Raw genomic sequence first — 24,950 nt, 5'->3', positions numbered from 1 at the left:
AAAAAATATCAATGATGATCGTGCGCCATCGAGATGTAGACGACGGTCAGCACCATGAAAATGAAGGCCTGCAGGCCGATGATCAGAATGTGGAAGATCGACCACACCGTATAGCCGACGATGCCGAGGCCGTAGAGCAGATAGCTGCCTGCGGCGAACATGCCGGCAATCAGCATGAACACGAGCTCGCCCGCATACATGTTGCCGAACAGTCGCATCGCGAGCGATACCGGCTTGGACAGAAGCTCGACGAGGTTGAGCAGGAAGTTCGGAATCCACAGGAACGGGCTCGATCCGAACGGCGCAGTGAACAGCTCGTGGATGAAGCCGCCGAAACCCTTGGCCTTGAAGCTGAAGAAGATGATCAGGAGGAACACCGTGATCGACATCGCGAACGTCATGTTGACGTCGGCGGTAGGCACGGCGCGGAAATGACTGACGCCAAGATGGCCGAGCAGCCACGGCAGCAGATCGACCGGTAGCAGGTCCATCGCATTCATGATGAACACCCACAGGAACACCGTGAGCGCGAGCGGCGCCAGGAACTTGCGGTCGCCGTGGAATACGTCCTTCACCTGACCGTCGACGAATTCGACGACGAGCTCGACAAACGCCTGGCCCTTGCCGGGCACGCCCGAAGTGGCCTTGCGCGCCTTGAAATAGAAGTAGGCAAGAACGAGCACGCCGAGCACGGTCGACACCGCGAGCGAATCCAGATGCCACGACCAGAAGCCGCCCTCGCTGGCGTGCGGCGTCAAATGGGTCAGGTGATGCGTGATGTATTCGCTCAGCCCACCGCCGGATTCGGATACCGTACTCACCTATCGAAACTCCCTACGTACACTTGTCTAAATGGTTGCGCCAAGCGCATCAAACAACCGGATCCACGCTCTTTTCCGCGAAATGGCTCAACGAACAATTCCCGTTGCCGCCCAGAACGCAACTTGCGCCGCGATCACGCCGACGATCAACGGCAACGGTGCGAGATGAAATACCGCCAGCGCCAGATAGAGCATGAGCACCAGCCAACCCCACTTCGCTGCTTCGGCGACGAACATCGAAACCGCCGCACGCCTTGCCGAAACCACGCCGCCTGCGTAAAACCGCCACGCGAACAGCGCATTGCCAATTGCGACCGCCGCACCGCCGTATCCAGCAGCTATCCCCGACGGCCAGTCCCGCGCACAAAACCCCAAGCCGACCAATCCGGCGATGCCGAGTTGGAAGAACACGATCCGGACGGCATTGCGTCGGCCATGAGCAATGGAGTTCCGCATGGGATTCGGCTTCAAGATCGCGATGCCGAGAGGGCTGCGATGCTTTCGAAACTTGCGAAGCATCGTCTTATCGCAAAGCCGCGAGATTATACCCGGCGGCTATTTGCGGTCGCAAGACAAATGCGGCTTTGGTACAGGAGCGTCGCCGCATTCGCCGCCGCCTTGCGACATTGTGCCGCACCGCTGCCGAACCGCGTGGAACCGCCGCGCACTGCGCGCAAGAACGAGGCGCCCACTGCCCGCCCGGCAGGCACGATGGCTGTTGAAACGATCCCCGGCCGAGGTCGAGCCATGAGCGGAAAGCAGGCAATAAAAAAAGCCGGATGGCAATACCATCCGGCTGAACAAACGCTGCGGAATACTAAGGGGAGGGAGGGATTGCCGCAGCGCGATTCCGGGTTGCCCCGGGAATCCGGAATCAACGGGTCGTCTTCTTCGCCGCTGCGTTGACCTGTTTGGTGAAGTCGGTCGCCGCCGCATTGACCTGCTTCTTGAAGCTGTCGTTGGCGAACTCGAAACTGCCCTTGGCGATCTGGCTCAGCGCCTCACCGGTCTTGACCGTGATGCCGAACACTTCCTGGCCGTTCGCGTAGAACTTCTCGGCCGAATCCTTGACCAAGCTGACGCCCTTCGGAAAGATCGTCTTCAGGCCGTCGAAATCGCGCACTTCGGCGGCTTCCGAAAGGAAGTCGACGGTCGCCGCGACGTTGTTTTCCAGCGCCTTGAGGTTGAGGTTGGTGACGCGCTCCAGACCTTCCACGGCCAGCGTGTGCGCCTTGAACGCCGTATCGGCGAAGCTCTTGGAAAGGGCGAGAGCCTGGGTGTTGAAATACTCGGACATGATCGTAGCCTCGGATAAGAGTGGTTGGTGACTGGCGACCACTATACCGCAAGTTTTTGTGCATTGCAACAATCCCGATCCTGAACCCATTCGCCCACTCGAAAGCCATTGCGACAAAGGGTTTTCCCGATCGACGAGTCAACGGCCCCGCGTGAGATTTACGCGGTGCGTCACGAAGAAACCTACGGTTCCGAATAGGCGCAGCCGGCCGTACAGGTTTCGTGCACCACGATGCGGCTCAGCAACGGCAGTCCCGGCTTCAACACTTTCCAGATCCACGCGGCGAGCCGCTCGCTCGTGGGATTCTCGAGCCCTTCGATCTCGTTGAGATAATGATGATCGAGCCGCTCGAAGACCGGCGCGAACGCCGCCTTCACGTCGGCGAAGTCCATGACCCAGCCGGTTGCGGAATCCACCTCGCCCGACACGTGCACTTCGACGCGGAACGAATGCCCGTGCAGGCGCGCGCATTTGTGCGCCGGCGGCACGCCGGTCAGGCGATGCGCGGCTTCGATGTGAAATATCTTGAAAATGTCCATGGAAGAAATTCGTTTCGACGGCGCAATGCCAGCGCGACCTTGCAAAGCCGGGGATCAACTGCGTCGCGTCGACCTGTTTCGTGCGACAATGCGCCTCCTGTCGGCGGCACTTGGTGCGGTTTCCCCAAGACAGTGCGAGCGGATAGTATCGCCGCCCGCCAAGCATGCAAACGATCTTTACAAGATACGCGCCCGTAGCTCAGCTGGATAGAGTAGTGGCTTCCGAAGCCATTGGTCGGGGGTTCGAATCCCTCCGGGCGCGCCAAATCCTGGTTCCGGGACATCCCACTAAGTCCCGCAACCTCGCAAAAACCGCACTGTATTGCGGTTTCTACGTCTCAAGGCATCCGCCGTCTTCCGTTGAGATCCACGAAGAATGTGAGTACGGTAGTACGGTAGTGAGTACCGACGGCAACGCCGCCGTTGACACTCACAACTGCCATTCTCGCATGCTCACGGATACCAAACTTCGCACGCTCAAGCCGCGTTACGTCGTCTATCGCGTCGCCGAGTCGGGCGGCCTCGCAATCGAAGTCAAGCCAAGTGGTGCAAGGCTATGGCGCTACCGCTTTCGGTACAACGGCAAGGCGAGCATGACGAGCTTCGGCGAGTATCCGGCTACATCGTTGTCGGAAGCCCGCGCGCTGCGCGATCAGGCACGCAAGACATTGCGCGCCGGCGTCTCGCCGGTCGTGGCGGCGCGTGCGCAGCGTGCCGCCGCGCTGGAGCATGCCGGCAACACGTTTGCCGTCGTCGCTGCCGAGTTTCTCGACCAGCACGCGAAGTCGCTCAGCCCCGGCGGCGCCCTTCGTTCGCGTCGCCTGATCGAAAAGGACTTGAAGCCCTATCTCGGCAACATCGCCATCGCCGACGTGACCGCCAAGATGCTGATCGACGTACTGCGCAAGATCGAGAAGCGCGGAGCCATCGAAACCGCGCATCGTGCCCGGTCGCTCGCATCGCAGGTATTCCGTTACGCCATCGCTACCGGACGAACCGAACGCGATCCTTCGACCGATCTACGCGGCGCGCTCGAATCCCCGAACGTCGAGCACTTCGCCAGACCGAACCGGCGCAAGTCGCGCAACTGCTGCGCGCGATCCACGGCTACACGGGGCAACCGACTACCGCCGCCGCACTTAAGCTCGCGCCTCTTGTCTTCGTCAGGCCGGGCGAATTGCGCAGGGCACTGTGGGACGACATCGACCTCGACGCCGCCGAATGGCGCTACACCGCCAGCAAGACCGAGCAGCCGCACATCGTGCCGCTGGCGACCCAAGCCGTTGCGATCCTGCGCGAACTCCAACCGCTGACCGGGAACGCCAGCCCAAGCAAGCCGGGTCTGCCGCGCTATGTCTTTCCGAGCCTGCGCACGCGCGAGCGCCCGATTTCGGAAAACACCGTCAACGCCGCGTTGCGCCGCATGGGTTTCGACAAGGGCACGATGGCCGGCCACGGCTTCCGTGCGATGGCGCGGACGATCCTCGACGAAGTGCTGCACTTCCGGCCCGACTACATCGAACACCAGCTCGCGCACGCCGTCCGTGACCCGAACGGGCGTGCCTACAACCGCACGGCACACTTGGCCGAGCGGAAGAAGATGATGCAGGCGTGGGCGGACTATCTCGACGGGTTGCGCATAGGGAACGTCGTCCCTTTGCGCGCCGCTGCGTGAGGTAGAAGCTAGAAGTTTCACCACGTCGAAGCATCGTCTTCGCAGTCGGCGAGAACGAGTCTCGTATGGCCCGTACCACCCGCTTCGCGCTCGGCCCAGAACGCTTCTGACCTAGCGGCTCTCGGCGCTTCGAGTCGCACTCTGGCCGCGTCGCTAACCGCCCGTCGAGCACGTCGTCGCGCATGTCGAAGAATCAAAGCCTTGTTCTCGTTGTAGTGACGGAAACCGCGTCACGACAAGGATTCCGGGCGAACGTGTAGTCGGTGTTGCTGCGTTGTAGTCGCGCAACGCCTTGTGCCATGCGGGTTGGCGCGACCTCAACTACACACCCTTTTATCTTGAAACTATGAGCACTCGCCTTCGGAATGGCCTCTCCGGGATTTGCCCGGGAACATTCCTGTGACTTTACGGAGGGTTGCTCATGCTCTTTGTCGGCCTGGATACACACCAGAATTCCTCGACGTGCTGCGTGCTCGACGCACGCGGCAACCGCATCGAGGGGCGCACCATCCGCGGCTCGTGGCTGGAGACCGCACACTACCTTGCCGCTGTCCGACAGCGACGCCAACAGGCGATGTCGGTGTGCTACGAAGCATCGTGCGGATACGGGCCCGATCCACGACCATCTGCGCACGTTTTGCGACCACGTGGTCGTCGCTCATCCGGGCCGCCTGCGCCTCATCTCGCGGGCCAAGCGCAAGAACGATCGGGTCGACGCCGAGAAGCTGGCCAAGCTGTTGTTCCTCGACGAAGTGCCGCAGATCCACGTGCCCTCGCCGGACGTGCGTGCATGGCGCGAACTCATCGAAGCGCGGCACCGCTAGGTGCAGACCAGGAACCGCGTGCAGAGCCAGATTCGCGCCTTGCTGCGCGGCTACAACATCCGTCCGCCGACCGTGGCTTCGGAGACCGAATCGGTGCTTTTCAAGGTACTGTGGACGGCACGCGGCTGCACCTGGTTGCGCAGCGTGTCGTGGCCGAACACGTCCGCAGCTCTGCGCTGCGAAGTGCTCGCGGACGAACTCGATCTGTGTGATCGCACGATCAAGCGGCTGACCGCCGAACTGGATCAGCGTGCTGACGCGCACCCCGGCGTGCAACTGGTGTGTTCCATCCCCGGCGTTGGCCCGCGAACGGCCTCTGGGCCGCATTGGTTTTCGCGAGCTGGCCGCGCCCGTCCCAAAGCGATCCTTCAAGGCCCACGCGGCAGTTGTCGCCCAACGCGGCCGACAGCGCGCAAATGCGCATCTGATTCGAACCTGCGCCCAGGACCGACCAGTGATGAACAGGCGATCCGCCGTGCGCTTCATGTGCAGCATGTCTTCGGCGTATGCGTCGATGCCGCGATCCAGAAAATGCGCGGTCGTATACAGATGGCCGATGTCATAGCACTCGATCTCGAAGCGCGTGATGGCCTGTCCGTGTCTGTTCTCGAGCTCATGCTGCGGGCAATGCCACACTCGCTCGAGCGGCCTTGATCTGGGCTCGTTCATTCCGCTGCGCACGCGGAAGATCGATACGGTGGTGCGCCGACGGCAACCTCACAAGATTTGCTCCAGTTCCGGAATGAGCTTGAACAGATCGCCGACGAGGCCGATGTCGGCGACTTCGAAGATCGGCGCCTCGGCGTCCTTGTTGATCGCCACGATGGTGCCGGCGTCCTTGATCCCGGTCAGGTGCTGGATCGCGCCCGAGATGCCGATCGCCACGTACAGCTCCGGCGCGATGATCTTGCCGGTCTGGCCGACCTGCAGGTCGCTGGGCACGTAGCCCGCATCGACCGCCGCGCGCGAGGCGCCGACCGCCGCGCCGAGCTTGTCGGCGAGCTGGAAGACGATCGCGAAGTTCTCCGCCGAGCCGACGCCGCGGCCGCCGGAGACCACGCGATTGGCGCTTTGCAGGTCCGGGCGGTCGCTCTTGCCCTGCGCCAGTTCGACGAAGCGCGTGTGCGTGGGCAGTTCGACATTGACGTTCAATGCTTCGACCGGCGCGCTGCCGCCGTTCGCCGCGGCCGGCCACGACGCCGTGCGCACGGTGGCGACCAGGATCGGGTCCGCCGGCGCCTGCACCGTGACGATCGCGTTGCCCGCGTAGATCGGACGCGTGAACGTGTGCGCATCGACCACGCTCATGAGGTCGCTGACCTGGGCTACGCCGAGCAGCGCGGCGACGCGCGGGGCCACGTCCTTGCCGAACGTGGTCGACGGCGCGAGCACGTGCGTGTAACCCTGTTTCGCGATGTCGACGACCTGCGGTGCATAGACCGCGGCCAGCGCATGCGCATTCGCCGCGTTCGCCACCGTGAGCACTTTCGTCACGCCCGCGATCGTCGCCGCCTCGGCGGCGATCGCCTCGGGCGCCTCGGCGAGCACGAGCACGTCGATCGCCTCCGGCTGGATTGCCTGTGCGCAGCTGACGCAGCGCGCCGTGCTCGGATTGAGTTTGCCGTTGAGGTGTTCGGCGAGGATGAGAATCTTGGACATCGGAATTTCCTTTAGCTCTCCTTCTCCCACCGGGAGAAGGTGGCGCGGTAGCGCCGGATGAGGGAAGAGCCTTGCACTTTCGTAATGCCTTCAAGGGTGGAGAGGCTTTTCCCTCATCCGCCCTTCGGGCACCTTCCCCCGGCGGGGGAAGGGAAGCTAGAGCAGTCCTTTGGTCTTCAGCGCCGCGACGAGTTCGGCGGCATCCTTCACCCTCACGCCCTTGCTGCGCTTCGCCGGCGGGGCGTAGTGCGTCGTCTTCAGCGTATCGCCCGAGGCGACGCCGAGATCGGCGAACGGGATCGTCTCCAGCGGCTTGGCCTTGGCCTTCATGATGTCCGGCAGCTTGATGAAGCGCGGCTCGTTCAGGCGCAGGTCGGTGGTGATCACGGCCGGCAGGTCGACTTCGATCGTCTCCAGGCCCGCGTCGACTTCGCGCGTGACCTTGGCTGCGTTGCCGGACACCTCGACCTTGGAGGCGAACGTCGCCTGCGGCCGATTCCACAAGGCGGCCAGCATCTGCCCGGTCTGGTTGCAGTCGTCGTCGATCGCCTGCTTGCCGAGCAGGACGATCTGCGGTTGTTCTTTCTCGATCAGCTTGAGGAACACACGTGCCGCGGTGAGCGGCTGCACGGCGTCGCCGGCGACGACGTGGATGGCGCGATTCGCGCCCATGGCCAGGCCGTTGCGCAGATGCGCCTGGGCGTCGGCCGGCGCGATCGTGGCGACGATCACCTCGCTTGCGATGCCCTTCTCGCGCAGACGCAGCGCCTCTTCGAGCGCGATGTCGTCGAACGGATTGGCCGACAGCTTGACGCCGTCCGTCACCACGCCCGAACCGTCGGGCTTCACTTGAATGCGCACGTTGTAATCGACGACGCGCTTGTAGCCGACAAGAATTTTCATCGGAACGTCTTACCTATCGAAACCAGCGAGCACGATTTATTTGTCCGCCATGGCGAAAGCGCGGCGCAACGCGGCGCCGATGGATTCGATCGCGGTAGCGGCCTGCGCGATGGCGCCGTCCATCAGCAGGAAGGCGTGGATCTGCCCCTCGAAATCATGCAGTTCGACGGACACTCCGGCCGCCTGCAGCTTGTGCGCGTAGGCCACGCCCTCGTCGTGCAGCGGATCGAAGCCGCAGACGATCACGCAGGCCGGCGGCAGGCCGGCGTGGTCGCGCGCGAGCAACGGCGAGCCACGCCAGTCGTCGAGATCGGCCGCACTGCTGGCGTAGTGATCGACGAAGTAGCGCATCAGCGCGTCGGTGAGGAAATAGCCCTCACCGCGCGAGCGACGGCTCTGCGTGCCGCCGTGCAGATCGGTGACCGGATAAAGCAGCACCTGCAGCGCGAGCCGCGGCCCGCGCCGGTCGCGCGCCAGCAGCGAGACGACCGCGGCGAGATTGCCACCCGCGGAATCGCCGCCGACGGCGATGCGCGACGGACCGAGCCCGAGCGACGGCGCGTGCTGCGCGACCCAGCACGTCGCGGCGTAGGCGTCGTCCACTGCGGCGGGAAATTTGTGCTCGGGCGCGAGCCGGTATTCGACCGAGACGACCGCGCAGCGGGCCGCATTGGCGATGCGCCGGCAAAGCGCGTCGCAGATCTCGATGTCGCCGATCACCCAGCCGCCGGCGTGGAAATAGACGAGCACGGGCAGCGCCTCCGTGGCGGCGCTGCCGCGCGGGCGATACAGGCGCAGCGGGATCGGGCCGTGCGCACCGTCGGCGGCGAGATCGCGCACTTCGGCGACCGCGGCCTTCGGCGCCTGCAGCCCGAGCAGCGCCTTCAGCGCTTCGCGCGCGGCGGGCGGATCGAGCTGGTCGAGCGTGGGCGCGCCCGAGCCGGCCAGCAGCGCGAGCACCTGGGAGGCGGCGGGATCGAGCGTCGGGGCGGTCGTGCTCATGCCGGCGCGCGCCAGTTGTAATCCTTCGACTCCGCGGCGAAACGGACGAAGTAGTCGATCGCATCCGGGTTCTGCATTGCGTCGCAGCTCGCGGCCTTTTCGAGCGGCCAGCCCATCAGGATCTTGCGCACGGGTACCTCCATCTTCTTGCCGGTCAGCGTGTACGGAATCGCGGCGACGGCGTAAATCCTGTCGGGCACGTGGCGCGGGCTGCAATCCGCGCGCAGGCGCTGGTTGATGCGTTTCTGCACGTCCTCGGTCAATTCGAAGCCGGGCTTGAGCTTGACGTAGAGCGGCATGAAGAAGTTGCCGCCGGGCAGTTCGATGCAGACGATCAGGCTGTCGGCGACTTCGGCCACCTGTTCGACTGCGCGGTAGATTTCGGCCGTGCCGATGCGTATGCCGTAGCGGTTGAGCGTCGAATCCGAGCGGCCGTAGATGTAGCAACCGCCACGCGCGTTGATCTTGATGAAATCGCCGTGCCGCCACACGCCGGGGAACGTATCGAAATACGACTCGTGATAGCGCTTGCCGTTTTCGTCGTTCCAGAATTTGACCGGCATCGACGGGAACGGCTGGGTCACGACGAGTTCGCCGACTTCGTCGATCAACTCCTTGCCGTCGTCGCTCCACGCATGCACGTCCATGCCGAGCAGACGCGTCTGAATCTCGCCGGCGTAGACGGACAGGGTCGGCGCGGCGCCGACGAAGCCCGAGCAGATTTCGGTGCCGCCCGACTGCGAAGTCACCCAGAGGTTCTGCTTGACGTTGCGATAGCACCAAGCGAAAGTTTCCGGCGTCGACGGCGCGCCCGAAACCAGCATCGATTCGAGCCGCGAGAGATCGTACTGCTTGCCGGGTTCGAGCCCGGCTTTCTCCATGATCTGGATGAAGGTCGGGCTGGCGCCGAACGAGGTTGCGCCGGTCCTGGCCGCGAGTTCCCAGAGGAAATCGAGGTTCGGCCAGGTCGGGCTGCCGTCGTAGAGCACGATCGAGGAGCCGGTCAGCAGCGCCGAGAGCAGCAGGTTCCACATCATCCAGCCGGTCGTCGAATAGAAGAACATCGTCGAGCCGGGCCTGAGATTCATGTGGAAGTGCATCTGCTTGAGATGCTCGACGAGCGCGCCGGCATGGCTGTGCACGATCGCCTTCGGCAGGCCCGTCGTGCCCGAGGAGAACATGATCCAGATCGGATGATCGTATTCGACGCGTTCGAACTGGAATCGATCGGCGCGCACCTCCGGCGCGCTCATCAGATCGCTCCAGCGCTTCACGCCGCGCAGGTCGGCCGGCATTCTCGCATCGGCCTTGACGCCGCCTTCTTCGAGGCAGGGCAGCCAGACGATGTGCTCGAGCATCGGCAGCGCGCCCGCGATCTGGCGCACCTCGGCCTCGCGTGCGAACGTCTTGCCGCCGAAGCAGTAGCCGTCCGCGGCGAACAGCAGCTTCGGCTCGATCTGCGAGAAACGCTCGATCACGGTCTTCACGCCGAACTCGGGCGCGGCCGACGACCAGATCGCGCCGATCGCCACGGTCGCCATCATCGCGATCGCGGTTTCCGGCACGTTCGGCATGTAGGAGACCACGCGGTCGCCGGACTTCACGCCGAGCGCGCGCAACTGCGTGGCGAGCTTGCGCACCGCGGCGGCCAGCTCGTGCCAGGTCATGCTCGTCAGCGGCCGGAACTCGGTGAGATGGCGCACGGCCACTTCGTCCGCATCCGCACCGACCGCGTGACGCAGCATGTGCTCGGCGTAGTTGACGCGCGAACCTTCAAACCACTTCGCGCCCGGCATCACGCGCCGGTCGAGCACCTGCTTGTACGGCGCGCTCGACGCGACCTTGAAGAAATCCCAGATCGATCCCCAGAATTTCTCGATCTCGGTGACCGACCAGCGCCGCAGCGATTCATAGTCGCAGACGTCGGCGCGGCCCGAATCGCGCAGCCAGCGGATGAAATGCGCGACGTTGGAATCCTCGGCGAATTCCGCGCCGGGTGTCCACAGCAGTTGACCTTCGCTGACCATCGTTTTCCGCCTCGTTTACTGCGCCGTGAATCCGCCGTCGACGACGAACTCGGCGCCGGTCTGGTTGCGCGAATCGTCACTGGCGAGATACAGGCACATGTTGGCCACGTCTTCCGGTTCGCACAGGCGCCCCAAGGGGTGCAGCTTGGCCAGCGCCGCGAGAAACGCCGGCTGGTCGCCGCTTTCCCTGGCGACGCCGATCACCATGTCGGTGGCGATGAACGTCGGATGCACCGAATTCACGCGGATCTCGTAGCCCGACTTCGCGCAATGCAGCGCCGCCGACTTGGTGAAGATGCGCACGCCGCCCTTGGACGCGTTGTAGGCCGGAAACGCTTCGCTGCCGACGAGGCCGTAGATCGAGGATATGTTGATGATCGAACCGCCGCCGCGCAACTTCATCGCCTTGATGCCGGCGCGCGTGCCGAGGAACACGCCGTCGAGATTGACGCTGAGCGTGTCGCGCCAATCCTTGAGCGTGCAATCTTCGACGTTGCCCATGCGCCCGATGCCGGCGTTGTTGATCAACGTCGTGAGTCCGCCGAAATCGGCGAGGACCTGGGCGACGACCTTGTCCCACGCCGCCTCGTCGGTCACGTCGAGCGCGTAGGCTTTCGCGTTCGCGCCGATCTGCGCCGCCACCGTCTGCGCCGCATCGACGTCGATGTCGGCCAGGGCGACCTTCGCGCCTTCCTTCGCGAATAGGCGACCCATGGCCGCGCCGAGCCCGCGCGCGCCGCCGCTGATGAGAGCCACTTTGCCGTTCAAACGTCCCATTGCTGCACCTCGAAGTCGGATAGTGAAATTGGCCGCTTTCAGCGCAGCGCGGCGAGTTTGTCGAGCACGGTTTCCGGCTTTGCGTCGGCCGGAATCGCCGCATAACGGAACGGCGCGGCCGGGGCCGAGCCCTTGCCGCTCCAGTATTCCGCGGGAACGACGACGCCCTGGCGCTTTCCATGCGCCGCGCCGGGCGCGATCGTGAAATCGATCGCCCCAGCCACCGCCGCATCGACCGTCCCCTGAAGGTGCAGGCCCACGTCCCAGCGATAATTGCGCGCGACGTTGATGACGGCCTGATACAGCGCGACCTGGTCCGCGCTCTGCGGCGTGAAATCCGCTGCCTCCTGCATCGACAGCGCGTCGACGCTGTTGGCGAATCCGCGCAGGAAATCGGCGACGTATACCGATGCGCTGTCGGCATCGTCGTCCTCGACGTCGACCGTCGCGCCGCCGTGGCCCTGGGCGTAGGCGGTGCCGAGCCACGCGCGCGGCGACGGCAGCACCAGGGCAAGGGCCGCGCCGGCCATGCTCGCGCGCAGGCCGTTGGCCACCTCGACCAGATGCGCACGCAGCGCTTCGTCGGAGAGCAACGTCTTGAGCGGAAAGCCGACGCGCGATTTCGAACCCATCGCCGCGCTCAAGCCGGGATTCGCCTCGATCCACGCCGCGCACGCCGGCGCGAGCGGGAACGCGACGACGTCGGACTTGAGCAGCCCCTGCGCGCGCGCCAGCAGCGAGATGAACTCGGCGGTGCTGAGCCAGGGCACCACGCCCCTGGAAAGTAGCGCGGCCGCATAGCCCAGATGGTCGAGCCATACGGTGGTCGCGCCGGAATCGAGCTTGTCGAGCAGTTTTCCCATGACGATCGATCCTCAGTGCGCAGTGAATCCGCCGTCGATCACCAGTTCGGAACCGGTGACCCACTTGCTGGCGTCGGAAGCGAGATAGACGATACCGTTGGCGACGTCGGCCACGTCGCCGAAGTGCCCGATCGGGTGCATCGCCAGCACCGCCTTCTCCGCGGTTTCATAGTCGGGGGCGAGGCCGAGGTCGACGAAGTGCTTGATGAAATTCATGCCCATGTCGGTCCGGATGATCGCCGGGTGCACCGAATTGACGCGCACGCCGTTGCCGAGCTGCGCGCACTCGACCGCGGCGGCCTTGGTCATCGTGCGCACCGCGCCTTTCGAGGTGTGGTAGGCGATGTGCCCGGGCGTGCCGATGATGCCCGCGACCGAGGACAGGTTGACGATCGAGCCGCCGTTGCCGTTCGGCTTCGCCATCGCGCGCACCGCATGCTTGATGCCGAGGAACACGCCGTTCACGTTGACGTTCATCACGTTGCTGAAGTCTTCGAGCGTACAGTTGGCGACCAGGGCCGCCGTCTCGATGCCGGCGTTGTTGACGAGAATGTCGAGGCCGCCGAATGCCTTTCTGGCGGCGGCCACGGCCGCTTCCCATTCGGACTCCACGGTGACGTCGTGCTTGACGCAGGCGGCCTTGCCGTCGCCGGCCTGGATCTTCGCCGCCGTTTCCTGCGCGTCGAGCACGTCGGTGACCAGCACCGCCGCGCCCGCGTTCGCCAGCACGCGCGAAATCTCCGCGCCGATGCCGCGCGCGGCGCCGGTCACCAGGGCGACTTTGCCGTCGAGGCGAAAATCATTGTTTTGGGTTGTCATGGATGGGCTCGTCGGATACTTGGGATTGCATCATTCGCATGTCGTCGGCGCTCGGCCGTGCGCGCCTGCGGTCAGGCCGCGCCGAGGCGCATCAGCGCGGCGTTGGTCAGATACTTCTCGTAGATCGCCGCATCGTTCGCGCTCGTGCGATAGCCGCCGGGAAGCTCGCGCACCTGCTCCAGCCGCGTCATGCGTCCGGTCTGCATGTCGAAGGCGTGCACGTGCGCCCACGACCAGTACGCATGCTTGTGGTCGTTGAACTGCTTGTCGCCGTCCTGATACAGCGCATAGGCGCCGTCGAACGAGCGGTACGGCGTGCCGCGGCGATCGTAGGAGACCATGCCGATCGGCAGGCCGGTGCGCACGTCGAACCAGACGCGCTTCTTCGACACCGGCGCGCGCGGAAACCTGACCGGCTCGGCCTCGACGACGATCGCCTCGGGCACGAGCTCGACCTTCGTGTCCCAGAACGTTTTGCCCTTCGGGCCGCCGTGCGTGGCGTGCTCCCAGTTCGGATGCGCGCCGTTCCAGTTGCCCGACACCGCGGCGAGGAACGGCCCGCGCCCGACGACGCGGTAGTTGCCCCAGGTGTAGAGCGGATCGCCCGCCGCCCAGGCGTCGGAGAGATAGAGATTCGATCCCGGCATCAGCCCTTCGAAGCGCTGGTTGGTCGGGTAGGTGCGGATGCGCTTGAACTCGGGCAGATAGCCGCACAGGTAAGGCATCTCGCGCTGATCGTAGGGCCAGATGTTGAGGAACGAAGTGCCGCGCGCGTTCTGCGGCGAGGTGAAGAACACGGACTGGTAGCGCAGCTTGTCGTCGTGCCCCGGCCAGTACGGCTTCGGATCGAGACTGACGCGCGCGACCGGCTGCATCTCGGCCCAGCCGGACTGGTATTCGTAGGCGGGCGTGCCGTCTTCGATCAGGTCGGTTTCCTTGACCGCGTAGAACGAGGCGTCGTGCCGTCCCCAGCTCAGGGTCAGTCCGGCGAACAGTTCGATCGCACTGGTGGCGTCGGGGAACGGATTGCCGCCGATCCACGGCTTGCCGTCCCTGGTGACGACGTTGCCGTCCTTGTCGAACTGCGCCTGGCCGCGATTGCGCACGGTCGCTTCGAGATATTCCCACGGTCCGAGCTGCATCAGCTCGGTCGTGGTCTTGACCACGCGCAGACGGCGGCCGAGCTTGGCGATCTGCTCGTAGCGCACCGGTTCGAGCAGATCCTTCACCTTGTCGACGTTCGCCGCCGTGATCTCGTCGCCGGTGCCGATCGCGCCGTGCGTGTAGTCCTCGATCGACAGCAGCTCGTGCGGATAGGCCTTCTCGATTTCGCCGTGCGCGTCGATCGCCTGCCACAACGGCATCAGCACACCCGCTCCCGCACCGCCGCGTGCGAGCTTTTCCAGAAACGTGCGGCGGCTGTAGGAACGCGGATAACGGATTGGACGCATGCGCCCTTCTTTACGATTTCGAACTTGATTCCCGTGCAAATCGAGGTGACTGCGAGGAGCGACGGCATGCCACCGCCGTCCCCTGATGCGCACCGCTCCGCACAGGCTCACGACTGCCGCCGCTCCGGCCTTCCCTCGGTCAGAACTGATAGGTGACGCGCGCCGACACTTCGTTGCCGAATTCCAGACTGCCGAACATGTTCTTGTTCTGGTTTCCGCCGAGGCGCGCATTGATGTAGTTGTAGAAGAACTCGGCGCTCCAGTTGCCGCTCGGCTTCCAGCGCACGGCCGGCTGGATCAGCACGCCTCCCTGCAGGTCGTAGAGCACCGCGAAGTCGAAACGCCAGACCAGGTTCGGGAACGGTTGCTGGGCCGCGAGCACGAGCGCCTTGAAGCCGCCGCTGTAACCGGTCGCGTTCGCGAACTCGGTGCCGCTGTAGCCGCCGCCGTCGCGGCTGCCGATGTAGCGCCCGAACAGATCGCTCTTCGACTTATACATGAACTCGGCGACGAGATAGGTGGCCGGCAGGTTTTCCGAGAAGCGCTGGTATTTCTCGAGCGAGATGTTCGACACCCACTCGTTGGTCCTCAGGAAGTTGACGTTGATGTCGGGTGCGGTGAACGTGCGGTTCGGCGTGTACATGACTTCCCAGTTCAGGATCAACTGGTCGGTCAGCGAACCGGGCGCGCCGGAGAACGTGTAGGTAAGGCCGGCGCCGATGTTGTCTTCCTGCTTGTAGTCACGCGCGAGATGGCCACGCATTCCGCCCGCGGACTGGCCGCTAAGCAAGCCGCCGGCAAGCTGAAAGAACTGATTCAACTCCGCGCTGGCGTATTGGTAGTTCGGCACGGGCACAGCACCGAGCTTCTGCGAGCAAGCGAAATCATTGATCGCCGCGTTCAATCCCTGCACGCCGTTGAGGCGTGCGCTGGCGGCGGAATAGAACCACTCGTTCGACGTCCATACGCCGCTCGGATCAACCTCGAACGGGGAACAGGCCATCAACGCGCCCGAACCCGGCAGGCCCGGAATATCGCGATTCACACCCGACTGAGTCCAGCGGTAGACGCCATCGGGATTGTAGCGATGCGCATACATGAACTGCAGGCCAAGATCGCCGACCGTGCCCTTGGCGCGGATGCCCTCGTTGAATTTGTCGTCGTATTGCGCGTAGAGATCATGGATCGTGAACTGGGAGGGAATGACGTTATAGGGCGTGTTCGGATTGCCGAGGATTGAAGGCTGGAATTTTTCCACGAAGCCGTCGATCAGCCAGCCGTTGTCGAACTGCAGCGAGGCGCGCACGGCGAGGGACGGCACGCGCTTGTCGGAATACTCTTCCGGCGCATAGTCGATGATCGAGTGGCGGCGCAGGTCGAGGCCGTTGGGCACGTCGAGCACGCGGAAGAACAGCGACTGGCCCCAGGCGATCTGCTGATTGCCGACGCGCACATCAAGCGGCCCCTGGTTGTATTCGAGGAAGAACGCCGGCAGGTCGATCATGTAGCTCGATCCGGACCATTCCAGCGGGTTCGGCCGCGCGTTGCCCGCCGTGTGGTATTTGTACAGATTCGGCTCGCCGTAAACGTAGCCGATGGAATGACTGTTCACCGCACCCGGATCGAAATTGTCGTACCAGTCCGGGTCGTACAGCGCGCGCAGCTTGATGACGCCGGTCAACGCGTCGTTGAAGTGCATGGTCGCATCCAGCTGCGCGCGGAAGGCCTGCAGGTTGAGCCGGGCATCGTCGCTGCCGCCGTTGCGCGTGACGGTGTCGGTCGCGATCGGACTGACGCGCTCGATCGGCACGCCGTTCTGGCGCATTCCTAGCTGGTTGTACGGGTTGGATTCCTTGGTGTTGATCGCGGTTTCGGAACGGATGAATCCACCGAATTGCACGCCGGAACCGCCCGACGATCCGCCGCCGCCGCTGCCGCTGCCGCTATCGCTCAATGCGTCAGACGTCGTGGCCGGATCGGCCGAAGAATCCGACGCGGGCGCGGCCGCGAGCGATTGCGCGATGGCAAGGCTCAACGCACCGAGTCCCACGGCTATCTTGTTCTGCGACTTCATACTGTTCTCCTCCAACAAGCAATCGGTAGTAGATCGTTATTCGGCACGGCTCGCCGGTTCGGCGGCCCGCCTCTTTGGATGCCGCCAGCTGCCCAGCTTCAGTTGCCCAATTTCAGGATGTGCGCGGTCTGTCCCACCGCGACCACATCGTTGGCCCCGGGCGCGGCGGCAAGACCCGTGTACCAAAGGCCGCCGCCATCCGCCGAGGCGGTCAATCGCTCCCATGGCTTGCCGTCGTCGCGACCGGCGAAGAGTTCGTGCATGCCCGTCGCGTAGATCGAACCGTCCGCGGCGAGCGCGACCGCGAGCAGGTTGGTCTTGACGCCGGTGTCGACGTCGTTCCAGGTGGCGCCGCCGTCGGCGGTGCGGATCACCGCGCCGTCCTGGCCGACGGCATAACCGACGCCGTTCGCGCCGAACTTCAGGCCGAACAGCGTCGCCTCGCCCTTGTGCCTGGATTCCCAGGTCGCGCCGCCGTCGGTCGAGCGCGCGACGATGCCGAATTCGCCCGCGGCCGTGACGGTGCCATCGGCGCCGACATGCACGGCGTAGAGGTTCGGATCGGCGCCGTCGCTCGAATAGTCCTGCCACTTCGGCGCGACCGATTCCCAGTTCGCGCCGCCGTCGGTCGAGCGCAGCAGAGCGCCGAACGAACCGACGGCGATCGCCGTGGCGCCATTCATGGAGACCGCCAGCAGCCGTTCCTTGCTGACGGTCTGGTTGACGGCACTCCACGCGCCTTTTTCGTCGCGCACGACGATCGCGCCTTTCTGGCCGACCGCGATCGCCCGCTTGGCGTTGAAGGCCACGCCGAACAAGGCGGCGTGCTCCGGCGATTCGACGGCTTTCCACGTCTTGCCGCCATCGCCGGATTCGCGGATGTCGCCGTTCGCGCCGACGGCCACGCCGTTGGCGCCGTCGAACGCCACGGCGAACAACGCCTGGTGGGCGGTGCCCGAGGAGACGTCGGCGACCGGACCGGCCTCCGTTTCGGCGGCCCGCACCGAGACGGCGCCACCGAGAAGCACGGCGCACGTCACGGCAAGCACGCGAATGCGCGGCATCGCGATCATGCGGAACCCAGGCGCTGGATCGCCTGCACGGTGAGGAACTTGTTGTACACGTCCATGCCCTGCGTGCCGTACTGGCTCTTGTAGCCGCCCGCGACTTCGCGCGCCTGCACGAAGCGGCTCATGCGGTTGGACTGGATGTCGTGGCTCAAGACGTGCGTCCACGACCATGCCGGATGCTTGCCGTCCTGCACGGTGGTGTGCTCGTTGGAGTACTGCGCGTAGCCCGGCTCGAACGACTTCCACAGCTCGCCGCGGCGGTCGTAGGTGTTGTAGGCGACGTACATCATGTTGCGCGCGTCGATCCACACGCGCTTCTTGCTGACCGGCGCGCGCGGGAAGCCGGTCGGCTCGGCGTCGACGACGAGCACTTCGGGCACCAGTTCCATGAAGGTGTCGAAGAAGGTCTGGTTCTTCGCGCCGCCATGCACGTCGCGCTCGTAGTTGTCGAGCTTGCCGCCGCGTCCGCCCATGAAATTGCGCGAGCCGATGGAGCCGAGGAACGGCTTGCGCTCGACGATCTTGTAGTTGCCCCAGGTCAGCATGGGATCGCCCGCGGCCCAGGCGTCGGAAAGGAAGAACGTGATGCCGGGGACGAGCGGCTCGAAGCGCTGATTGGTCGGGAAGTCGCGCACGCGCTTGAACGCGGGCAGGTATCCCTTCAGTTCGGGGAACTTGCGCTGGTCATAGCTCCAGATGCTGAGGAACGACGTGCCGGCGGTGTCGTTCGGCGCGGTGAAGAACACGGTCTGGTAGCGCAGGATGTCCTTCTTGCCTTCCCAGACCTTGTCGTCGGCGCGGGCGGTGCAGTTGAGTTCGCACCAGGGAAAGTCGTACTGGTAGGCGGTGCCGCCGTCGGGGCCGATGTCCCAGTCGCGGACGGCGTACTGCGAATAGTCGTGGCGGCCCCAGCTCAGGGTCAGGTTGGCCATCGCTTCGTTGCCGTCCTTCGCATCCGGGAACGGCAGGCCGCCGATCCACGGTTCGCCGGCGTCGGTGACGACGTTGCCGTTGGTGTCGAACTTGGCCTTGCCCTTGTTGCGCACGGTGGCTTCGAGGTATTCGTACGGGAAGAGCTTGCTGACGTCCTTCGTCGACTCGACGATGTGAATGCGGCGACCCATCGTCTTGACCTGTTGATAGGCGATCGGATCGAGCAGGTCCTTCACGGCTTCCACGTTTTCCGCCGTGATCACGTCGCCCGGCTTCACCTTGCCCTTGGTGTAGGCCTCGATGTGCAGCAATTCGTCGGGGTAGGCCTTGCTCGCGTCGGCCGCGTTGGCGATGTGCGGCCAGAGCGGCGCCAGTACGCCGGCTCCGGCACCAATCGCGGCCTTCTGCAGGAGCATTCTGCGTCCGTAATCGAAGTCGAACTTCTTGATGTGCATACGTCTCTCCTCGTTACTGGTTCGGCTTGCGCCGTGGATGCGCGAATGCGTGAAGCGGTGGTCGCGAAGCGCGCGGTGTGGAACAGGTTGGTCAGGTCGATGCGGGCGCCGTCGACCGGCCGGCCGGCGTGTCGCCGTAAATCTCGCCTTCGTCCGCCGTGTACGCCGACAGGTCGACGCCTTCGCCGACGAGCAGGTCGGTGCGGCTGACGAACTTCGGCTTGACGAGATAGACGAGCAGCGGCAGCAGGACGAGCGCGAGCACCATGTTGATGATCATCGTCAGCACGAGCAGCAGGCCCATATTGGCCATGAACTTCAGGCTCGACAGGAAGTACCAGGGCAGGATGCCGATCACCATGATCGAGGCGGTGAACATGATCGCCTTGCCGGTCGTGGTCAGCGCCGCGGTGATCGTCTTGCCCCAATCGCCCGGATGCGCGTGGTATTCCTCGCACAGGCGCGAGAGCAGATAGATGCCGTAGTCGATGCCGACGCCAACGCCGACGCAGGCGACGAGCAGCGAGTTGATGTCGAGGCCGATGCCGATCAGGTGCATGCCCGCGCCGAGGATGAAGTTCGCGCAGTTGACCGGGATCAGCAGGATGACGCCGGCGACGAACGAGCGGTAGGCGAAGCTGCAGCCGAGGAAGATCGCCAGGTTGAGCAGGCCGAGGATGACCCAGTGGTAATGCTCGACGACGTTGTTCATCGACTGCTGCAGGGCGATCGTGCCCGAGCCGAGCAGCACCTTGAAGGTGGGGTGGTCGACGCCGACGGCGTCGACCGCTTTCTTCGCCGCGGCGAGCGCGGCGTCGACGGTGCCCTGCTTGTTGTCCTTGTACCAGAGCGAGACGGTGCCGTTCTGCTGGTCGAAGTCCATCACGTTCGAGTAGGCCTTGGAACTGGTACCCATCAGCACCGCGTTGGCCGCCGCGTTCGCCGCCTTGTCGTCGTCGTCGAGCGGCAGCCATTTCGGATTGCCGCCCGCGAACAGGCGGTTGCCTTCCATCAGGTAGTCGCTGAACGAGAGCGTGGCGCGCGGGGGATTGGGCCCCGTCTCCATGAGGTTCTGCAGACGCAGCATGGTCAATACCGCATCGGCCTGGTGCATCAGGCGGTTGCCCTGCTTCTGGTCCTTCGATTCGAGCACGATCTCCAGCGTGTTGACGCCGGGGAAGTTCTGGTTGATCGTCGCCACGCCGCGGTTGTACTCGGCGATCGGCCAGAGCAGGTCGCTGCCTTCGGCGGGATTGCCGATCTTGATCTGCAGGAAGGTGTAGGTCGCGCCGATCGCGACGATCGCCGCGATCGCGGCCGAGATCGGCGCGATGCGTCCGAACGACAGCTTGGCGGTGTTGCGCAGCAAGACCTGGAAGCCGTGGTCGAGACCGCCAGGCTTGCCCTTGCCGATCAGCCGGTCGACGTTCTTCGGCGCGGGCAGCGAGGCGAGCAGCAGCGAAATCAGGATGACGCCGGTCGGGATCAGCCAGATCGCCCAGAAGCCGCAGAACAGGGCGAAACGCTCCATCGCCGGAATCGGCGCGATCGCGATCAGGAAGATGCCGACGATGTCGGTGAAGATGCCGAGCACCGAGGGTGCCATCATCACGCCCATCGTTATCTCGGCCGCCTTCACGCGGTCCTTCACGTGCGCGTAGATTTCGTAATAGCGCTCGGTGAACTGCACGCAGTGCGAGAACGAGCGCGCGACGAGCAGCAGCGGCACGACCATCAGCAGCGGCTCGATCGGCGAGCGCAGCCAGCCGACGAAGCCGAAACCCCAGATCGCCGCAACCGCGCTGGTCACGATCGGCGTGACCACGCCGACGACGTTGCGCATGTAGAGCACGAGGCAGAGGATCAGCAGGCCGATCGTGGCCAGCGCGATCCACAGCATTTGCGCTTCGTACTGGTAGATCCAGCCGGTCAGCGCGGGCTGGCCCGCCATGTAGACATCGTGATCGCCGTCGCGCGCCTTCTCGACGATGCTCTGCACGTACTTGAACACCTCGCCGTAGTCGAGGCGCTGCTCGATGAACGTCGCATTGATCAGAGTCGCCGATTCGTCGCGCGAGATCAGGAACGTGCGCGCGTTCGGGCTGCGCTCGACGCGCGAATGGAAGTCGCCGATCTCCTCGGCCGTGGCGGGCACCTGGTCGCCCATCAGCGGGCGGATGTCGATGCCGGTCGGCGTGGCTTCCGCGTAGCGCGCCTTCTCCGTCGCGATCGAGAGGATCTGGTCGTGGTCGACGCCGGGCGCCAGGTCGATGTCGCGGGTCAGTTGCCAGACTTTGGCCAGGGTCTGCGCGCTGTAGATGTCGCCGGACTTGCGCTTGACCATGATCGTCACGGTCAGCGGGTTGCCGAAGTTGTTATGGTTCTTGAATATCTGGACGTAAGGGTCGTTCTTCGGCAGCAGGTCGGAGAAGACCGTGCGGATCTCCACGCGCGTCATGCCGGCGATGAAGAAGAGGGTGACGATGGCAAAAACCGCCGCGGTAAGCCGGCGATGCGCCATGACCCAGCGCGCCATGCGCGACCGCAGGTTCAAAACGCACTCCCCTTCCGCAACGGAATCATTGCTGCGTCGACTCGCATTTGCCCTCCCGATTCTTGTGTCTGGGTTGTTTCACCCATCTGGCCATAGGCGGCGACAATAGCGGCGCGCAGGAATGCGGTATTGAAAAAAGTCGGCGGCGTTCTTGCAAAAAAACCCGGCCTCGCCTGTAATCCCGACTTCGATCAATATCCCCGTAACGGCGCGCGGCGTCGCACTTGGCACCGCGGAAGCCTATAGATCGCCGCCTGCCCTGCGAACCACACCTATGGGTAAATCGCTTCCGGAGTTCGGGTGGAGTAAGTTGCGGCAAACAAAAACAGAACGGGAGTGAAGCAGTTCAGGGAGCGAACCTTCACGAGGGACCAGCTGACCATGAAAGACACCACGAAGACCTCGGGTGTGCGCCAGAAACCATTGGTGACGACCAAACTGCGTCCGCCGAGAAATCGCGGGGCGCTGATCCGACGGCCGAAGCTGATTGCTGCATTACAGCAAACCCTGAATCGCAAGCTTGCGCTCGTTCACGGCCCCGCCGGCTACGGCAAGACCACCCTCGCCGCGCAGTGGTTCGAGGAACTCGGCGCATCGGGCGTCGCCGCGTCTTGGCTCGCCATCGATGCGGCGGACAACGACATCAACCGCTTCCTCGCCTATCTCGTCGAGTCGATCCACGTGGCCGATCCCGAACTGGGCTCGGGGCTGCACGAAGTCATCGAGGCGAATCCGCGCAGCGGAGTCGACTTCGTGCTCGACGGCCTGGTCAACGACTTTTCCGTCCTCGAGGGAAACTTCGTCCTCTTTCTCGATGACTGGCATCTGATCACCAACGAAGCCGTCCACAGCGCGCTCGACCTGCTGATAACGCGCAGTTCGCCCAACGTGCATATCGTCGTCATCAGCCGGACCCGGCTCAACCTGCCCTCGACCCGTCTGCGCGTGCAAGGCGAGCTCGTCGAAATCGATACCTCCCTGTTGCGATTCGACCTGGAGGAATCCAAGGCGTATCTGACCGTCGCCAAGGGCCTCAAATTGCGCGACGACGATTTGAGGGCGCTCTGGCAAAGCACCGAAGGCTGGGCCGCGGCGTTGCAGTTGACCTCGCTGTCGCTGCTCGGCTCGAGCCTGCAGGACCGGATCGTCAGCTGGACCTCCGGGTCGGCGACCGACATCGGCGAGTACCTCTCCGAGAACGTCGTGAGCAAACTGCCTGCCGACCAGGTCGACTTCATGGTCAAGACATCGATCCTCGAACGGCTTTCCGACGAATTGTGCGAGGCCGTCACCGGCCGCAAGAACAGCGCCGCGATGCTCGATGCGCTGGAGCATCAGGAATTGTTCCTGCTGCCGCTGGACGAGGACCGCCAGTGGTTCCGCTACCACCACATGTTCGCGCGATTCCTGCAACGCCGCCTGCGCCAGTTCCACGGGGATTCGATCCACGATCTGCACGTGAAAGCCTCGGAATGGTTCGGCGCGCACGGGCAGACGCTGGAAGCGGTCGAGCACGCCCTGCTCGCCGACGACACGAAGCGCGCCGCCGACCTGGTCGAACGCGATGCCATGCCGCTGGTCGAGCACAGCTACATGTCGTCCCTGCTCAACCTCGTCGGCAAATTGCCGCGCACGATATTGTTCGACCGGCCGCGCCTGCAGATGGCGATCGCCTGGGCGAATTGCCTGACGCACCGGCCGCAGGAGGCTTCCGAAGCGCTATGGCACGTCGAGCGCGTGGCGGCGACGATGGAGGAGCTGGAACGCAACGAGTTGCTCGGTGAAGCCGACGTGGTCCGCGCCTGCACCGCGGTCTATGCCGACCAGATCGAAACGGTCGAAAAGCTCGTGACGCCGTGTCTGGGCAATGTCGCGGACTATCAGCCCTGGTCGGTCGGCGTCGCGGCGAACATCCTCGCCTACCGCTACATCCACACTTGCCAGTTCTCCAAGGTGGCAAGCCTGCTGCAATGGGCACGCAACTACCAGGACAGCGCGCACGGGCTTTTCAGCGGCGTTTACGGACGCTGTTTCCAGGGTATCGCCCATTACCGGTCGGGGGATTTCGACCTTGCCAAGCATCAGTTCGCCGATGCCCTGAAGGTGGCCGAGGACACGGCCGGCCGCCAGTCCAACGCAGCCAAACTGGCCTCCGCCCTGCTCGGCCAGCTGTATTACGACGAGAACAATCTGGTCGACGCCGAACGTCTGCTCAACGAGAGCCGATTTCTCGGATTCGAAGGCGGCGTGGTGGATTTCTATCTCGCCACCTACCTGTCCAGCTGCCGTCTGATGCTGCAGAAAGGCCGGGACGCGGAAGCCCTGGCGCTGCTGGAGGAAGGCGAAGAGACTGCGCAGGCCCTGTCGCTCGACAGGCTCACCGTCGCCGTCGTCTGCGAACGCGTTCGAGTCAAGCTCCTCGACGGCGACATCCGCGGCGCCGAACAGATGCTCGGCGAAGTCGAGGCGCGCTGCGCTCCTCCCGACGGCTCGCCCGGCACGAGCGACGAAATCCAGGCGTACATCCGCTTCGCCAAGGCCCGCCTGCTGTGCGCGAGAGGCAGTCCGGCGCTGGCCATCCGCATCCTGCGCGAGCAAATCGCCATCTGCAGCCAGTCGGGCTGGCGGCAACAACAGTGGCTGGCGCAGATCCTCCTGGCGATCACATTGGACCAGCACCGCCAGGCCTTCGATGCGGAGCAGCTCCTTCTTTCCACGCTGACCGAAGCGGTGCCGCGCGGCATGGTGCGGCCGTTCCTGGACGAAGGCTATCGCCTGATCGCAATTCTGGACCGTGTCCGCGACAAGGCGCGGCGGAAAATCGAAGGCGACGTCGGCCAGCTGAGATTCAATACCGTCGCGCAAAAGCTGTTGACCATCAGCCGGCATCCGGAGTTGGGCATACCGGGCAGGGAACGGCGTCACGCGCACGCCATGGAACTCACCACGCGCGAGACGGAGGTGCTGAGACTCGTGGACCAGGGACGCGCGAACAAGGAAATCGCGCGCGTGATGTCGATCAGTCTGGATACGGTGAAATGGTATCTCAAGAATATTTTCGTCAAGCTCGGCGTATCCACGCGCACCCAGGCGATCAACGAAGCGCGCCGCATGAACCTGTTCGGGATGCCGAAGTCGGGGACGCACGACTGAATGCCCGAACTTGAAGTCGGCCTCGATGCTGCCGCGCGAAGCGAGAAACGGCTG

Annotated in this window: 20 protein-coding genes, 1 tRNA gene and 1 pseudogene; 4 read left to right on the top strand and 18 right to left on the bottom strand. The window is 64.3% G+C overall.

Going from position 1 to position 24,950, the window contains the following annotated elements; genetic code table 11:
- Positions 1-8 precede the first annotated feature (8 nt).
- The 4 genes from atpB to queD form a co-directional block, all read right to left on the bottom strand.
- Positions 9-821, bottom strand: coding sequence for a F0F1 ATP synthase subunit A (gene atpB / locus QM741_RS12645; protein ID WP_415208040.1), 813 nt, complete (start codon positions 819-821; stop codon positions 9-11).
- Positions 822-908: 87 nt separating this feature from the next.
- Positions 909-1,340: an ATP synthase subunit I gene (locus QM741_RS12640; RefSeq protein ID WP_415208039.1), complete on the bottom strand. Its 432-nt coding sequence runs from the start codon at positions 1,338-1,340 to the stop codon at positions 909-911.
- 355 nt (positions 1,341-1,695) lie between these two features.
- Entirely contained in the window at positions 1,696-2,118 is a 423-nt protein-coding gene (locus QM741_RS12635; protein ID WP_415208038.1) for a phasin family protein, read from the bottom strand.
- 182 nt (positions 2,119-2,300) lie between these two features.
- Complete coding sequence (gene queD / locus QM741_RS12630; RefSeq protein ID WP_415208037.1) at positions 2,301-2,657, bottom strand: 6-carboxytetrahydropterin synthase QueD; 357 nt, start codon at positions 2,655-2,657, stop codon at positions 2,301-2,303.
- Between the two features lie 188 nt (positions 2,658-2,845).
- Between queD and QM741_RS12625 the strand changes: the two genes are divergently transcribed.
- The 3 genes and pseudogenes from QM741_RS12625 to QM741_RS12615 all read left to right on the top strand — a co-directional run bounded on the left by QM741_RS12625 (position 2,846) and on the right by QM741_RS12615 (position 5,156).
- Positions 2,846-2,922: transfer RNA gene (locus QM741_RS12625), tRNA-Arg, on the top strand.
- Positions 2,923-3,106: 184 nt separating this feature from the next.
- Positions 3,107-4,332, top strand: a pseudogene (locus QM741_RS12620) (tyrosine-type recombinase/integrase).
- 542 nt (positions 4,333-4,874) lie between these two features.
- Complete coding sequence (locus tag QM741_RS12615) at positions 4,875-5,156, top strand: hypothetical protein (RefSeq protein WP_415208036.1); 282 nt, start codon at positions 4,875-4,877, stop codon at positions 5,154-5,156.
- Positions 5,157-5,206: 50 nt separating this feature from the next.
- On the opposite strand, the gene QM741_RS12610 is transcribed toward QM741_RS12615, so the two are convergent.
- The 14 genes from QM741_RS12610 to QM741_RS12545 all read right to left on the bottom strand — a co-directional run bounded on the left by QM741_RS12610 (position 5,207) and on the right by QM741_RS12545 (position 21,743).
- Positions 5,207-5,374: a hypothetical protein gene (locus QM741_RS12610; protein WP_415208035.1), complete on the bottom strand. Its 168-nt coding sequence runs from the start codon at positions 5,372-5,374 to the stop codon at positions 5,207-5,209.
- Positions 5,375-5,376: 2 nt separating this feature from the next.
- A complete protein-coding gene (locus QM741_RS12605; protein WP_415208034.1) occupies positions 5,377-5,580 on the bottom strand; it encodes a 3-keto-5-aminohexanoate cleavage protein in 204 nt (67 codons plus the stop codon).
- 293 nt (positions 5,581-5,873) lie between these two features.
- A complete protein-coding gene (locus tag QM741_RS12600) occupies positions 5,874-6,815 on the bottom strand; it encodes an electron transfer flavoprotein subunit alpha/FixB family protein (protein WP_415208033.1) in 942 nt (313 codons plus the stop codon).
- 156 nt (positions 6,816-6,971) lie between these two features.
- Complete coding sequence (locus QM741_RS12595) at positions 6,972-7,718, bottom strand: electron transfer flavoprotein subunit beta/FixA family protein (protein ID WP_415207369.1); 747 nt, start codon at positions 7,716-7,718, stop codon at positions 6,972-6,974.
- A 36-nt stretch (positions 7,719-7,754) separates the two neighbouring features.
- Positions 7,755-8,720, bottom strand: coding sequence for an alpha/beta hydrolase (locus QM741_RS12590; RefSeq protein ID WP_415208032.1), 966 nt, complete (start codon positions 8,718-8,720; stop codon positions 7,755-7,757).
- The gene (locus QM741_RS12585; RefSeq protein WP_415208031.1) at positions 8,717-10,747 is read right to left on the bottom strand and encodes an acetoacetate--CoA ligase; all 2,031 of its coding nucleotides are present in this window, start codon (positions 10,745-10,747) and stop codon (positions 8,717-8,719) included. The genes QM741_RS12590 and QM741_RS12585 overlap by 4 nt, the downstream gene beginning before the upstream one ends.
- Before the next feature lie 15 nt (positions 10,748-10,762).
- Complete coding sequence (locus QM741_RS12580; protein ID WP_415208030.1) at positions 10,763-11,524, bottom strand: glucose 1-dehydrogenase; 762 nt, start codon at positions 11,522-11,524, stop codon at positions 10,763-10,765.
- Positions 11,525-11,562: 38 nt separating this feature from the next.
- Positions 11,563-12,387 carry a hypothetical protein gene (locus QM741_RS12575; protein WP_415208029.1) on the bottom strand — a complete coding sequence of 275 codons (825 nt, stop codon included), beginning with the start codon at positions 12,385-12,387 and terminating at the stop codon, positions 11,563-11,565.
- A 12-nt stretch (positions 12,388-12,399) separates the two neighbouring features.
- The gene (locus tag QM741_RS12570) at positions 12,400-13,206 is read right to left on the bottom strand and encodes a glucose 1-dehydrogenase (RefSeq protein WP_415208028.1); all 807 of its coding nucleotides are present in this window, start codon (positions 13,204-13,206) and stop codon (positions 12,400-12,402) included.
- Positions 13,207-13,277: 71 nt separating this feature from the next.
- The gene (locus QM741_RS12565; protein ID WP_415208027.1) at positions 13,278-14,657 is read right to left on the bottom strand and encodes a DUF1329 domain-containing protein; all 1,380 of its coding nucleotides are present in this window, start codon (positions 14,655-14,657) and stop codon (positions 13,278-13,280) included.
- A 139-nt stretch (positions 14,658-14,796) separates the two neighbouring features.
- Complete coding sequence (locus QM741_RS12560; protein ID WP_415208026.1) at positions 14,797-16,731, bottom strand: DUF1302 family protein; 1,935 nt, start codon at positions 16,729-16,731, stop codon at positions 14,797-14,799.
- 98 nt (positions 16,732-16,829) lie between these two features.
- Positions 16,830-17,804, bottom strand: coding sequence for a WD40/YVTN/BNR-like repeat-containing protein (locus QM741_RS12555; protein WP_415208025.1), 975 nt, complete (start codon positions 17,802-17,804; stop codon positions 16,830-16,832).
- The gene (locus QM741_RS12550) at positions 17,801-19,189 is read right to left on the bottom strand and encodes a DUF1329 domain-containing protein (protein WP_415208024.1); all 1,389 of its coding nucleotides are present in this window, start codon (positions 19,187-19,189) and stop codon (positions 17,801-17,803) included. Before QM741_RS12550 ends, QM741_RS12555 begins: the two co-directional genes overlap by 4 nt.
- 91 nt (positions 19,190-19,280) lie before the next feature.
- On the bottom strand, positions 19,281-21,743 hold the full coding sequence (locus QM741_RS12545) for an efflux RND transporter permease subunit (protein WP_415208023.1): 2,463 nt from the start codon (positions 21,741-21,743) through the stop codon (positions 19,281-19,283).
- Positions 21,744-22,124: 381 nt separating this feature from the next.
- Between QM741_RS12545 and QM741_RS12540 the strand changes: the two genes are divergently transcribed.
- The gene (locus QM741_RS12540) at positions 22,125-24,896 is read left to right on the top strand and encodes a LuxR C-terminal-related transcriptional regulator (protein ID WP_415208022.1); all 2,772 of its coding nucleotides are present in this window, start codon (positions 22,125-22,127) and stop codon (positions 24,894-24,896) included.
- Positions 24,897-24,950 lie beyond the last annotated feature (54 nt).

The sequence above is a fragment of the Rudaea sp. genome, assembly GCF_047601565.1.
In the GTDB taxonomy this organism is placed as follows: domain Bacteria; phylum Pseudomonadota; class Gammaproteobacteria; order Xanthomonadales; family Rhodanobacteraceae; genus Rudaea.
Note: the sequence above shows the minus strand (reverse complement) of the source record. Positions and strands in the feature narration are given on the sequence as shown.